This is a genomic window from Aliidiomarina maris, assembly GCF_003987335.1.
GTDB classification, from domain to species: Bacteria; Pseudomonadota; Gammaproteobacteria; order Enterobacterales; family Alteromonadaceae; genus Aliidiomarina; species Aliidiomarina maris.
In genome coordinates this window covers 17,978-31,130 of the sequence record NZ_PIPK01000013.1, presented here as the reverse complement: position 1 = coordinate 31,130, position 13,153 = coordinate 17,978, and the positions used below count along the sequence as shown (strand labels likewise).

General features: G+C 49.2%; 10 protein-coding genes. 7 read left to right on the top strand and 3 right to left on the bottom strand.

Annotation, left to right across the window (positions count from 1 at the left end):
• Nucleotides 1–76 precede the first annotated feature (76 nt).
• Complete coding sequence (locus tag CWE07_RS12040; protein WP_111570147.1) at nucleotides 77–502, top strand: DUF3010 family protein; 426 nt, start codon at nucleotides 77–79, stop codon at nucleotides 500–502.
• Between the two features lie 20 nt (nucleotides 503–522).
• On the opposite strand, the gene CWE07_RS12035 is transcribed toward CWE07_RS12040, so the two are convergent.
• Nucleotides 523–1,116 carry a DUF938 domain-containing protein gene (locus tag CWE07_RS12035; protein ID WP_111570148.1) on the bottom strand — a complete coding sequence of 198 codons (594 nt, stop codon included), beginning with the start codon at nucleotides 1,114–1,116 and terminating at the stop codon, nucleotides 523–525.
• Between the two features lie 238 nt (nucleotides 1,117–1,354).
• Between CWE07_RS12035 and CWE07_RS12030 the strand changes: the two genes are divergently transcribed.
• Entirely contained in the window at nucleotides 1,355–3,817 is a 2,463-nt protein-coding gene (locus CWE07_RS12030) for a mechanosensitive ion channel domain-containing protein (RefSeq protein ID WP_181452292.1), read from the top strand.
• On the opposite strand, the gene CWE07_RS12025 is transcribed toward CWE07_RS12030, so the two are convergent.
• Nucleotides 3,814–4,872, bottom strand: a complete 1,059-nt coding sequence (locus CWE07_RS12025; RefSeq protein ID WP_111570150.1) for a DUF3083 family protein — start codon at nucleotides 4,870–4,872, stop codon at nucleotides 3,814–3,816. The genes CWE07_RS12030 and CWE07_RS12025 overlap by 4 nt on opposite strands.
• Before the next feature lie 110 nt (nucleotides 4,873–4,982).
• Entirely contained in the window at nucleotides 4,983–5,402 is a 420-nt protein-coding gene (locus CWE07_RS12020) for a VOC family protein (protein WP_111570151.1), read from the bottom strand.
• A gap of 176 nt (nucleotides 5,403–5,578) precedes the next feature.
• Here CWE07_RS12020 and CWE07_RS12015 point away from each other — a divergent pair, with 176 nt between their 5' ends.
• The 5 genes from CWE07_RS12015 (at nucleotide 5,579) to acnD (ending at nucleotide 13,135) form a co-directional block, all read left to right on the top strand.
• Nucleotides 5,579–7,543: an alkaline phosphatase family protein gene (locus tag CWE07_RS12015; RefSeq protein WP_111570152.1), complete on the top strand. Its 1,965-nt coding sequence runs from the start codon at nucleotides 5,579–5,581 to the stop codon at nucleotides 7,541–7,543.
• A gap of 108 nt (nucleotides 7,544–7,651) precedes the next feature.
• Entirely contained in the window at nucleotides 7,652–8,332 is a 681-nt protein-coding gene (locus CWE07_RS12010; protein ID WP_111570153.1) for a GntR family transcriptional regulator, read from the top strand.
• 41 nt (nucleotides 8,333–8,373) lie between these two features.
• Complete coding sequence (gene prpB / locus CWE07_RS12005) at nucleotides 8,374–9,255, top strand: methylisocitrate lyase (protein ID WP_111570154.1); 882 nt, start codon at nucleotides 8,374–8,376, stop codon at nucleotides 9,253–9,255.
• Nucleotides 9,256–9,317: 62 nt separating this feature from the next.
• On the top strand, nucleotides 9,318–10,442 hold the full coding sequence (gene prpC / locus CWE07_RS12000) for a bifunctional 2-methylcitrate synthase/citrate synthase (RefSeq protein ID WP_111570155.1): 1,125 nt from the start codon (nucleotides 9,318–9,320) through the stop codon (nucleotides 10,440–10,442).
• 98 nt (nucleotides 10,443–10,540) lie between these two features.
• Nucleotides 10,541–13,135, top strand: a complete 2,595-nt coding sequence (gene acnD, locus CWE07_RS11995; RefSeq protein ID WP_111570156.1) for a Fe/S-dependent 2-methylisocitrate dehydratase AcnD — start codon at nucleotides 10,541–10,543, stop codon at nucleotides 13,133–13,135.
• The last annotated feature ends 18 nt before the right edge of the window (nucleotides 13,136–13,153 follow it).

Below are 13,153 nucleotides of genomic sequence, written 5' to 3'. Positions count from 1 at the left end.
GATATACTGCCAAATAATTTGTACAAACGTGATTTGAAAAAACGCGATGTTAATAAACGCGAGTAAGGAGCACACCATGCGCGTATGTGGCGTAGAGATAAAGAGTAATGAAGCCATCATTTGCTTGCTAAGTAAAAAAGACGGGCTATTTGATTTGCCGGATTGCCGCCAGGTGCGCTTTCAGTTGGTAAAGGATCAGGACGCAGAGTCAATCCGCCGATTTCAATTTACCATGCAAAAGTTTTTTCAGGACTACAAGGTTGAGCACGTTGTGATTAAAGAGCGTCCGCAAAAAGGTAAATTTGCAGGCGCCGCAGTTGGTTTCAAAATTGAAGCCGCTTTACAGCTGATTGAAAGCGTGGATGTCAGTGTGCTCAGTGGCACTGAGCAAAAAGAAAAGATCAAACGTAATCCGATGCCAGTCGACTTCGCGGATACTGGTTTGAAAAAGTTTCAGGAAACCGCGTTTCATGTGGCATACGCCTACCTAGCTTATCCTTAACGGCTTAACGGCTTAACGGCTTAACGCGCAAAAAAGTAGAGTAAGCGGTTATTGGCTGGCATTTGATAGTCTTGGAGGCAATTAAAGCCAGCCTGATCTGCTAAGCGCTGCACTTTTTCAATATCACGGATGCCCATATGCGCGTTGCGACTGCGCAGCGACTGGTCAAATAGTTCATTACTACCGCTGGTATAGGTACCTGCATAGTTGAACGGACCGTAGATAATAAGTTTGCCGTTGTCCGCAAGTACCTTTCTTAACCCGTTAAATAGTCGCTCAACCGTTGGCCAGCTCATAATATGTAACGTGTTGGCGGTGTACACGAGATCAAATTGGCAACGAGGCAATTGCTGTCGGTTAATGTCCAGTTCAATGGGGTCCGCTAAATTGCTTAATCCAGCTTGTGCAAAGCGGCGCTGCAACCCATCTAAGTGCTCGGCTCGGTCACTGGCTTGCCATTCAATTTCAGGTAACTGAGCGGCAAAGTATTCGGCGTGCTGGCCGGTGCCAGCGCCAATTTCAAGGACTTTTTGACCAGGTTGAAGAATCTCTTTTAGCACCTGTAATATAGGGTCTTTGTTATTTTCGCAGGCGTGAGAATAGGGTAGTGGCATATCAACTCCTCGCAATGATTAAGCTAGCATAGACCTTTTGACGCAAACTTAAAGTGCTACACTGCGTACAGTATGTATAATTAACACATTGTATGACGTCCAATTATCGGACGTCATGGGTACCAATGCGCTACCCGACAAACTTCTAACCACTGGATACACGTGCATGCTCAATTCGTTTTTACGCTCACAAGGACACTCGGTTTACCTTTTTTTTGTTGCATTAAGCCTGCTGCTTTTGAGCGCTATTGTCTCACCAGCGAATGCCCAGACGGAGATTGGCGTAGAGCGCCTGGAAAGCCGCTTAGCGGTGTTACAAGGCGAGTTGGAGCAGTTGGAACAAGAGCGTAGTGATTTGGATGCGCAATATGAGGTGTTGCAAGGCAGCCGAATGCTGCACCTGATTTTGCAAGAGGCACGTGCCAATGTGCAGCAAGTTCGCACCCAGGACTTTGAGGAAGTACTTGCGCAATTGCGCTTGGATTTATTTCACGCTCAACGTCAACTGCGTGATGAAAGCTTAAGTAGCAATCAGCGGGAAAGCTTGCAACAGCAGGTCGACGGGTTAGAGCTGCGCATCAACCTACTGGTTGAATTTATGCAAGTGCAAACCTTGTTGACCCGTGGCATGCAAGAATTCGAAGCCATTTTAGCTGAGTACTTATTCTGGACCCCAAGTAATCGTGCGTTTGACGGCCAGTGGGCAGTCACGTTTCCTAATCAAGCCAGGGATCAAATTCAGCGTATCGTACAGGCCCTTAGCCAACTACGCGGGCAGCTTAGTGTGCAGTTGACCTTTTTAATGGCGGTATGGGTGATTTTGTTGGTCTTGGTGATGCTAAAGCGCAAAGCTATTGATACCCGCCTTGCGCTTTATGATGCGGATGTGCAGTCAAACCGAGCATCGTCACCTTGGTTGATTCCAAGTGCATTGGGTTTACATGCGCTCAAGGCGCTACCCACGTCACTGCTGATATTAATTGCGGCACAGTTTATTAATGCACCGGTAGGACAGGGCATTGACCTTGACCGCGCGCTCAATGCCGTCGCTGGTGCGTTGTTTGTGGTGAGCTTGTTGCTACGAATTTTGCGCCCTGAGGGTTTTGCACAGCTCTATTTCCGTTGGCAGCCGAGTCAATGCAAATCATTGCATACGTTTATATTTTGGCTCGGTATTGTGTTGGTGCCGTTAAGTTTTATTCTCGCAGTCAGTGGTCAGCAGACCACTCAAATTGGCAATGATGTGCTTGGTCAATTATTGTTGGCGCTAGCCAGCTTGTACCTGATTGGGTTGATCATCAGTCTATTTCATAAGCTACCGCCACTATATGGTTCTAAGCTCACCCATCGACTGGTCGGAATTGCCTTGTTGCTGTTGCCTTCGACACTATTGCTCATTGTCATGTCCGGATACTTTTATACGGCACTGATGCTAAGCGGCTACTATCTGGCGACTTTCTATGTCATTACATTATGGATGCTGACTGAATCAGGGGTGCAGCGTGGTCTCGATTTTGCTTATGAGCAAATGCAAGAAGCGCAGCGTGTACGCATTATGAGCACTACAACCACACGGGTGTTGGGCGAAGATGAGGTACAAAGCTCAAGTTCAGAGCAAGGCTTACCATTGACCGACATTGAAGCCGGCGACAGTGCAGCCCAAACCCACGACATCGAACGTCAACTGGCGACAGCGGCGGCAGAAGCAAGCCAGGCGAAAGCGCAATCTCAACGCTTGGCTCGTTTTGGCCTGATGGTGCTGTTCGCGTTTATTCTGTACAGCATTTGGTCAGAAGCAACCACAGCATTGGATTACCTCAATACACGTTTCCTGTGGTCGGCGGCTGATGGAGAGGCTGGGGCATTAAGCCTTGGTGGTATTTTGACCGCAGCAACGATTGCGTTGATCGGCTTCATTTTGGTACGCAACCTGCCTGGGCTGTTGGAGATGACAGTACTGTCGCGCCTCAAGCTCCAGGTAGGTACCGCTTACGCCGTCACGTCACTGGTTAATTATATTCTGATTAGTATTTCGATTATTGCCTTTTTAGCGGCATTAGGTGTGCGCTGGGATCAATTACAGTGGCTGGCCGCGGGTTTAACCGTCGGCCTTGGCTTTGGCTTACAGGAAATCTTTGGTAATTTTATTTCCGGGCTTATTTTGCTGTTCGAACGCCCAGTACGGGTGGGCGATGTGATTACTCTGAACGATCTGTCAGGGCGAGTCTCACAAATACGTATTCGCGCTACGGTCATTACCGACTTTGACAGACGTGACATTTTGGTGCCAAACCGCCAGTTTATTACCGGTCAGTTCGTTAACTGGACGCTGAGTAATACAATTACTCGGATCACCGTTCGAGTTGGCGTTGCCTACGGCTCTGACCTTGAAAAAACCCGCGACATTTTGCTTCAAATCGCCAAAGACGAACCGCGTATTTTAGATGAGCCAGCGCCGATGGCGTTATTCCTCGCTTTTGGTGCATCGACACTGGACCATGAACTTCGTGTACACGTCAATGCGTTGGGTGACAGAAATCCAACCATTGACGCAGTGAACCGCGAAATTGATAAACGCTTTAAGGCCGCAGGCATTGAAATTGCCTTCAATCAGATTGATGTGCACTTTAAAAATGAGCTCGGTATTGAGCGTCATATTGAGCACATCACTGAACAGCGGCCAGCGAATGATAAAGGCTAACTCACATAACTGATGTGTTGGTAGAAACGCACCACTATATCGTCATGGCTAGCGCGTAATTCAAGTGCTTCGGCAATGTCCGTAAGCGCTTGAGTCACGCGATTCATAAAGCGTGCATAACCACGATCAATTTCATCGGCTTCCCCAGCCACCATAATCAAATGAATGTTTTCCGCCAAATGGTCGGCATCAATAAAACACTCACGTTGAATCGCATCGGAAACCGGGTCGAAACTCACTTTTTGCAGCTCGCTATTACTTTGGGTGCTGTCCACATGCTGGTGCCGCACCAAGGGGGTTTTACCGTTCGCGACTATCGCACAGCGCAACACTTGTTGTTGCTCACACGCTGCAAACACGGTGTTTGCAAGTCGGTCATAGAGTGCTTGGTAGTTGTGACCTTGCAACTGCAAGGTACGTTTTAATTGGCGGCTGAGTGGCAATGTCGCTGTCACATAGTTCATTTCACGATAGGGCTGGGGCAGGTGACAGTGGCGACGTTCATAACGTGCACTTAGGGCTCTAAGCTTGTGTGCGAATGTGGCTCTATCCCCTTTATCGCGACTGAACAATAGATAGGATAAGTGCTGATGGTCACGTACTTTCAGATCAATCGGGCTGTCGGGTAACTCGGCCTTAAATTTGGTTAACAGGCGCTGCACGCGCTTATGAAAGTCGGCACTGTTGGCGCGAATACCCTCACCAGCGGCTAAGAATAGCAGTCGAATTTTTTTCGCCGCGTAGTCATGTTTAAAGTAGGCATTCTGAGCCTCATGAAATTGCGGATGATAAAAAATAAGCATTTGACGTTCGGTTTGAAAGCACAGGTATTCACGGTAATAACGCACTACAGGCAATTTATCGTTAGCAATAAAGTACACGTGACTAAGCCCTGCGTCTTCCGCAAGACGAAAGAATAGGCGCTGTAAGGTTTCATAGCAGTTTGAATGACCACCAAATGCCTGATAAAAATCGGAAGTTGGCTTTATTTCAGCAAGAATATACTGGTTGGAATAAGCAGATTGAGGAAGATAAGCTCGTTGGTTGATATTCATACAGCGCTCCGTGGTAACAAATGATGATGTTGACCACGGTAGCGCAAAATAGCATCGCTTTTATTGTTCTAAATTAAGTGTTCTAAATTAAGTGTTCTAAATTAAACGTTCTACCAGCTGCCAGTATTTTCCATGGATTGCCAGGGTTCTTGTGCTGGCAATGCATCACCACGCTGCAATAATTCAATTGAAATGCCGTCCGGGGAGCGCACAAATGCCATATGGCCGTCACGCGGCGGACGGTTAATAGTGACGCCCATTGCGCTAAGATGCTCACAGGTCGCATAAATATCGTCGACACGAAAAGCCAGATGACCAAAATTGCGCCCACCATCATAGGTTTCAGGATCCCAATTATAAGTCAGCTCTAACTCTGCATCCGGACTCTCGGGCGCAGCTAAAAAAACCAAAGTAAAACGGCCCTTTGGTACCTCTTTGCGGCGTACTTCTTGTAAGCCTAAGCCTTGGCAATAAAATTTTAATGATGCGTCCAAGTCGCTGACCCGAACCATAGTGTGAAGGTACTGCATTGAATGTCCTCAGCTGAAAGTGACGTGTTGGAATATAACGACACAGCATACTTGGATTGCGGGCAAAAATAAAAGTGTCGCGACTAATCGCAACTATATGCGGCGACTGACTTCGGGGTGTCATAAAAATCTGCTACAGTAGCGGAGTTTTCAGTTCCGTTAATTTAGGTATTTAGATGTTGAAATCGCCCAAGTTCGCCATGACTTTGAGTGCTCTCGCGGTATTAACCGCGTGCGCCAGCCAGCCTCAACCAAGCGCAGAGCGCGCTATTCTAGTCAGCATTGATTCACTCAACGAGTCCATTTTGCGCCAGCATCTAAATGCGCAGCAAGCACCGGGTTTATTTAGTGTGTTTGACACGGGCGCATGTACTGAATACGCGCAGCCGATGTTTCCATCGGTGACTGCTGCGGGGCATGCCGCGATTTGGACTGGTACGTACGGTAATATCAATAATATTACTGCCAATGCAGTCCATGTATTACCTCGTGATCAGCATACTGCGATGGCGACTATTTCAGGCTTTGACTCTGCCAACCTGAGTGCCGAACCAATTTGGATCACCGCTGGTTACGCTGGCCGTAGCGTGGGTGGCCACCATGCTACTCAAGGGCCTGGACGTGCAGGCTTTCCAGCCACCACAGGTGAGCGCACAGCACAACAGCAGCGCGACTACGAGCGAGTCAACGCGGGTTATGACTTAGCCAATGTTCAGGTGATGAATGGCTACAACGAGCAAATTGAAAATCACTTGGTACTTTCAGCAGACGACGTCACTTGGCAAAGCCTTGATACCTGGCGCGGTCTTGGCGCGTTAGGCGTCACCATGGAGCCACGCGCGTTCACCATTGATACCCGCGCAGGCACCTTGCACGGTTTGATCTTTGGCAGCAGCCGCTACGATCATATCGCGATCGCCACCACCCCAGATATTGAACAAGCGGTTATTGCCAAGCTTCAGGATGCTGAAACAGAGGACTTTGCTGATCGTGAATTGGCCCGCTACTTCTCAGACCCGTTGACCGTCAACACTGACAGTGGGCGTACTTTTGTGCGCGCACGCGTGTTCGAACTTGCGTCAAGTGGTGACGAGTTTATGTTGTACCTAACCCCGATGCATATTATGCAGACCAATCATGCCGACGTGCAGCAGGCGTATGATGATTATGTCCAAGGTTGGTTTGGCAATTCAGCGACCCGTGTATACACCAGCGGAGGCTTTGGCCGTACCCGTATGCAAGGTGGCGACGGTACTGCAGAACTGAGATATTTAGAGACCGCCGAGTTATTAACTCGGGTATTTAATAAAGGCAGTAGCTTTTTTTGGCAACAACAGCAGGTTGATTTACTGGTCGACTATTTCCCACTAGGTGATTCGATAGACCATAGCTTGTTGACTTATTTTGACCCACAGTGGCCCGGCTACAGTGAGAATTTAGCGGCTCAATTGCTCGAATTACGTAACCAAGCTTGGCAATTAGTCGATATTCGAGTGCAGCACTTACAAGCCTTGGCAGGCGAAGCGAATGCGGCGACATTTGTGGCGGGTGACCATGGTATGCGTGGTAGTTGGTTAGAATTCCGCCCGAATATCGTATTACAACAAGCGGGCCTGCAGGTGCTGGATGAAAACGGCATGGTGGACTTAAGCCGCAGTAAAGCAGTCGCGCCAACCGGCCACTGGGTGACGATAAATACCACGGATTGGCGGGGGGGGATTGTCGCCCCTGAAGATAAAGACGCGGTAATTGACGAGGTGATGGCGGCCTTGTCTGCAGCAACCGATGACCAAGGTGAGGCTGTGGTCACGCGGGTGTATCGTGCTGATCAGCACCCTGAATTAGGCATCGGCGGTGCAGCAGGCGGTGACGTGTACTGGGCAGAAGCCTATGGCTATCGTAGCTCGCGCACCACGCGTGGCGACGAAGTCGTAGCAGAAACCAGCCCGCTGGGTTGGCATTCACTGGCGTCTACCGACCCTTATATGCAAACCGTGACCTGCGCCTATGGCGGTGGCTTCGATACGCGCCGAGCGCCGGCATCGAAGTTAATTGACGTTGCGCCGACGGTAGCAGATTACTTAGGTATACCGCACCCAAGCCATACTCAAGGTCGCAGCTTAATTCGCGATTTAAAGTAAGCTTACAGGTGAATTGTCGACAATTTTAAAAAAGAGGTGTTCAAACACCTCTTTTTTTGCTTTATGATGGCGGTATATTTTAAAAGTGTCGACAATTGAAGGGCTGCCATGCTTGCATCTCAACTACTATTACGACCTTCGGTCACAGCGTCTGATCGGCTGTTATTGGCGATTCAAGAAGCCATTGTTGAGGGCGAGATACCCGCAGGAAGCAAAATAAGTGAGCCTGAGTTAGCGCGTCGCTTTGCGGTCAGCCGTGCGCCACTACGTGAAGCGCTGGCACGTCTTGAGCGTTGTCACTTAATTGAGCGCATACCGAATGCCGGTGCGCGAGTGGTCACATTGACGCCGGAAAAGTTGATTTCGCTCTATCAGTTGCGTGAAGAACTTGAAGGCTTGGCATGTCGCTTGGCAGCGCAGTACATGGCGGATGATGAAATTCAGGAGCTGCAGGCGTTGCTTGACGAGCACTTACGCACACAGCGCGTGCGTGAAGGTGAAAGCTATTATCAGGAAGCGGGCGACTTAGATTTTCACTATCGGATTATTTTAGGTAGTAAAAACCCGTATCTGATTAATATTTTGTGCGACGAACTATACTTTTTAGTCCGTATGTACCGCGTTCAATTAGGCATGAATGGCCCACGTGTGTCGCGCGCCTTCGATGAACACAAAGCGATTATTCACGCCATTGCCAATCGCGACGGCGAACTTGCCGACCTATTGATGCGCCGCCATATTGGTGCATCTCGTCAAAATATTGCGCTGCAGTTGCAGCAAACGCGTTAATTCAACCAATTTAAGCTACGTTTTATAAAGAGGTATTACACATGAGTCATGCTAACAGCCCTGGGGCTAAATTCCGCGCTGCGATTAAAAGTGAGAATCCATTGCAAGTCGTTGGCACCATCAATGCGTATACCGCAATGATGGCCGAGCGGGTGGGTCACAAGGCGCTCTATTTATCGGGTGCTGGGGTAGCCAACGCATCGTTTGGTTTACCAGACTTAGGCATGACATCATTAAACGATGTCTGTGAAGATATTCGCCGTATTACCGCCGCCACTGACTTACCTTTATTGGTGGATGCCGATACAGGTTGGGGTGGGGCGTTTAATATTGCGCGTACGGTGAAAGAGATGACCCGTGCTGGCGCGGCAGGTTTTCATATTGAAGATCAAGTTGCGCAAAAGCGTTGTGGACACCGCCCAAATAAAGAGATCGTGTCTCAAGGTGAGATGGTTGATCGGGTCAAAGCAGCCGTGGATGCGCGTATTGACGAACAGTTCTTCATTATGGCGCGTACCGATGCGTTGCAACAAGAAGGCTTAGACGCTGCGATTGCACGCGCGCAGGCGTGTGTTGAAGCAGGTGCTGACGCTATTTTCGCAGAAGCAGTGCATACCCTTGAGCAATACCAGGCATTTACCAATGCATTGAATGTACCTGTGCTTGCCAACATCACTGAGTTTGGCGCAACCCCGTTATTCAATAAACAAGAACTGGCAGACGTGGGTGTCGAGTTGGTACTGTACCCGCTTAGCGCATTTCGTGCGATGAACAAAGCTGCGCTTAACGTGTATCAGAATATTTTAGAGCGAGGCGATCAAAAAGACGTCGTGGAGCAGATGCAAACGCGCGCGGAATTATATGATTTTCTGAACTACCATGCGTTTGAAGAAAAGTTAGACGCACTTTTTAGCAATAAATAGCGAGTAATACCCCCAACGGGTAGCAACGAATTCTAACGTTAAAAAATTTTGAGGAATCAATCATGGCAGAGAAAGCATTAACAGGTGCAGGTCTTCGTGGCCAAGTCGCAGGACAAACCGCTTTATGTACAGTAGGTAAAACAGGCTCAGGATTAACCTACTATGGTTACGACATTAAAGAGTTAGCCGAAAAAGTAAGTTTCGAAGAAGTGGCGTATCTACTGGCCTACGGTGAATTACCCAAAGAGTCGCAGCTCACTGAATACCGCACGCGTTTAAAGTCCATGCGTGGTTTACCACAGCCGCTGAAAGACGTACTTGAGCGAATTCCTGCTGAAGCCCATCCAATGGACGTGCTGCGCACAGGTTGTTCATTCTTGGGTAACCTGGAAACCGAGTCTGATTTCAGCGAAGCCGATCGCAATATTGAGCGCATGCTAGCGGTGTTCCCGAGCATTATTATGTATTGGTATCGCTACAGTCACGACGGTGTGCGCATTGAAACCGAAACCAACGATGACTCAATTGGCGCGCACTTCCTGCACATGTTGCATGACAAAGCGCCGTCAGAGCTGCATGCGGCGGTGATGAACACCTCGTTAATTTTATATGCTGAGCATGAGTTTAATGCGTCGACTTTCACGGCGCGTGTATGTGCGTCAACCTTGTCAGATATCCACTCATGTGTCACTGGTGCAATTGGCTCATTGCGTGGTCCATTGCACGGTGGTGCGAATGAAGCGGCGATGGACTTGATTGAAAATATGGAATCGCCAGAAGACGCTGAGCAAACCTTAATGGGGATGCTGGAGCGTAAAGAGAAAATTATGGGCTTCGGTCACGCTATTTATCGTGAATTCGACCCACGTAACGATATTATCAAAGCATGGTCGAAGAAGTTAGCCGACGAATTTGGTGATAGCCGCTTATATGACGTGTCAGTGCGTTGTGAAGACGTGATGTGGCGGGAAAAGAAATTATTCCCGAACGCAGACTTCTTCCATGCCTCGGCGTATCACTATATGGGTATTCCAACTAAGTTGTTTACCCCAATATTTGTGATGTCACGGGTGACTGGCTGGACTGCGCACGTGAAAGAACAACGTGCCAACAACCGTATTATCCGCCCAAGCGCCGATTATACCGGACCTGAGGCGCGTCCAGTGCCAGCACTGTCTGAGCGCTAATTCACGTTAATGCAAATGGGGTATGCAAAGGCATACCCCTTATTTTGTCGCTTTCTTTTTCGCTTTTTTGCCCAACTCTTCAATTTCAGGTGATTCCCATGAATAGCCAATATCGCACAACTTTACCGGGTACTAACCTATATTATTATGACACCCGTGCCGCGGTAGAAGACATTCAACCCGGTAGTTACGACACGCTACCCTACACGTCGAAAGTGCTGGCGGAGCAGCTGGTGCGCCGCTGCGATCCAGATATGCTGGACGATTGCTTGCGTCAAATCGTACTGCGCAAACGCGATCTTGATTTCCCTTGGTATCCAGCGCGTGTGGTATGCCACGATATTCTGGGCCAAACTGCTCTAGTTGACTTAGCTGGCTTACGTGACGCGATTGCTGAGCAGGGTGGTGACCCTGCCAAAGTTAATCCCGTGGTGCCGACCCAGTTGATTGTCGACCATTCTTTAGCGGTTGAGCATGCGGGTTTTGAAAAGGACGCGTTTGAGAAAAACCGCCAGATAGAAGATCGCCGTAACGACGACCGTTTCCATTTTATCAATTGGACTAAAACTGCATTTAAAAATGTCGATGTGATTCCTCCAGGCAACGGCATTATGCACCAGATTAACTTAGAGAAAATGTCCCCAGTCGTGCAGGTACGCGACGGCGTGGCTTTCCCTGATACCTGTGTGGGTACCGATTCGCATACGCCGATGGTGGATGCTCTAGGGGTTATTTCAGTCGGTGTCGGCGGCTTAGAAGCCGAAAGCGTGATGTTAGGCCGTGCGTCCTACATGCGCCTACCTGATATGGTTGGCGTAGAGCTAACTGGGCGTTTACAGCCAGGCATCACCGGGACTGACTTGGTGCTGGCGATTACCGAATTTTTGCGCCGCGAGCGCGTGGTGGGTGCATACCTTGAATTTTATGGCGAGGGTGCAGATGCGTTAAGTGTGGGCGACCGTGCTACGATTTCAAATATGACCCCAGAATACGGTGCCACCGCAGCTATGTTCTATATCGATGAGCAAACCATCGATTACTTAAAGCTGACCGGCCGCGCCGACGAACAAATTGAGTTAGTAGAGAACTACGCTAAAGCGACTGGGCTGTGGGCGACAGACATGCAAAAGGCTGAATACGAGCGCGTGTTACGTTTTGATTTGTCCTCCGTGCAAAGAAACTTAGCCGGGCCTTCCAACCCCCACGCATTATTACCCGCTTCACAGTTAAGTGAGCGTGGTATCGCTGGGCAGTATCAGCAAGTCGATGGCCAAATGCCTGATGGAGCGGTCATTATCGCGGCAATCACTAGTTGTACCAATACCAGTAACCCACGCAATATGGTGGCTGCAGGTTTGATCGCGCGCAATGCGAACAAGCTAGGTTTGACCCGTAAGCCTTGGGTTAAAAGCTCTTTAGCACCGGGTTCGAAAACGGTGAAAATGTATCTGGAAGATGCAGACCTAATGCACGAATTGGAAGCTTTAGGTTTCGGATTAGTCGGTTTTGCCTGTACCACGTGTAACGGTATGAGCGGGCGGTTAGACCCTGCAATTCAGCAAGAAATTATTGAGCGTGACCTGTATTCAACCGCCGTGTTAAGTGGTAACCGCAACTTTGATGGCCGCATTCATCCATACGCCAAACAAGCTTTCTTGGCGTCGCCGCCTTTGGTTGTGGCCTACGCAATCGCTGGTAGCATTCGTTTTGATATTGAGAAGGATGCTCTTGGGCATATGCCGGATGGGACACCGATTACCCTCAAAGATATTTGGCCAAGTGACGAAGAAATCGATGCGATTGTGAAGCAAGCGGTGAAGCCTGAGCAATTCCGCACTATCTATGAGCCGATGTTTAATTTAAGCGTGGACTATGGCGAGAAAAATGACCCCTTGTATGACTGGCGTCCACAAAGTACCTACATTCGCCGCCCACCATACTGGGAAGGTGCGTTAGCCAGTGCGCCATCCCTTAAAGGCATGCGTCCACTGGCGGTGCTGGGCGACAACATCACCACCGACCACCTGTCTCCGTCGAATGCGATTTTGCTTGATAGTGCCGCAGGTGAGTATCTAGCCAGCATGGGCGTGCCGGAAGAGGATTTTAACTCCTACGCGACCCACCGGGGTGACCACTTAACTGCACAACGCGCAACCTTGGCGAACCCGAAGCTATTTAATGAAATGGTGAAAGACAGCCATGGTAAAACTCAGCAAGGTTCATTAGCTCGTGTTGAGCCAGAAGGCAAAACCGTACGCATGTGGGAAGCGATTGAAACTTACATGCAGCGTAAGCAGCCGCTTATCATTATTGCCGGCGCTGATTATGGTCAAGGTTCGTCGCGCGACTGGGCAGCGAAAGGCGTGCGTTTAGCGGGTGTGGAAGCCATTGTTGCTGAGGGCTTTGAGCGAATTCACCGCACCAATCTGATTGGCATGGGTGTAATGCCACTTGAGTTTAAGCCCGGCACTACGCGCACAACGCTCGCTATTGACGGTACTGAAACCTTTGACGTGGTAGGCGAGACTTCCCCAGGTGCGACCTTAACTTTGCATATTCACCGCAGGAATGGTGAAACGGTTGAAGTCCCTGTGACATGTCGGCTGGATACCCAGGAAGAAGTCAGTATTTATAGTGCAGGGGGTGTATTGCAGCGCTTTGCGAAAGACTTCCTTGAGTCGACCCAGGCATAAGTGCGAATTGAAAAGGGT

Bases quoted from the DNA above. Each gene is read 5' to 3' on its own strand.
- CWE07_RS12040 (WP_111570147.1), top strand. From the start codon at position 77: ATGCGCGTATGTGGCGTAGAGATAAAGAGTAATGAAGCCATCATTTGC.
- CWE07_RS12035 (WP_111570148.1), bottom strand. From the start codon at position 1,116: ATGCCACTACCCTATTCTCACGCCTGCGAAAATAACAAAGACCCTATA.
- CWE07_RS12025 (WP_111570150.1), bottom strand. From the start codon at position 4,872: ATGAATATCAACCAACGAGCTTATCTTCCTCAATCTGCTTATTCCAAC.
- CWE07_RS12020 (WP_111570151.1), bottom strand. From the start codon at position 5,402: ATGCAGTACCTTCACACTATGGTTCGGGTCAGCGACTTGGACGCATCA.
- CWE07_RS12015 (WP_111570152.1), top strand. From the start codon at position 5,579: ATGTTGAAATCGCCCAAGTTCGCCATGACTTTGAGTGCTCTCGCGGTA.
- CWE07_RS12010 (WP_111570153.1), top strand. From the start codon at position 7,652: ATGCTTGCATCTCAACTACTATTACGACCTTCGGTCACAGCGTCTGAT.
- prpB (WP_111570154.1), top strand. From the start codon at position 8,374: ATGAGTCATGCTAACAGCCCTGGGGCTAAATTCCGCGCTGCGATTAAA.
- prpC (WP_111570155.1), top strand. From the start codon at position 9,318: ATGGCAGAGAAAGCATTAACAGGTGCAGGTCTTCGTGGCCAAGTCGCA.
- acnD (WP_111570156.1), top strand. From the start codon at position 10,541: ATGAATAGCCAATATCGCACAACTTTACCGGGTACTAACCTATATTAT.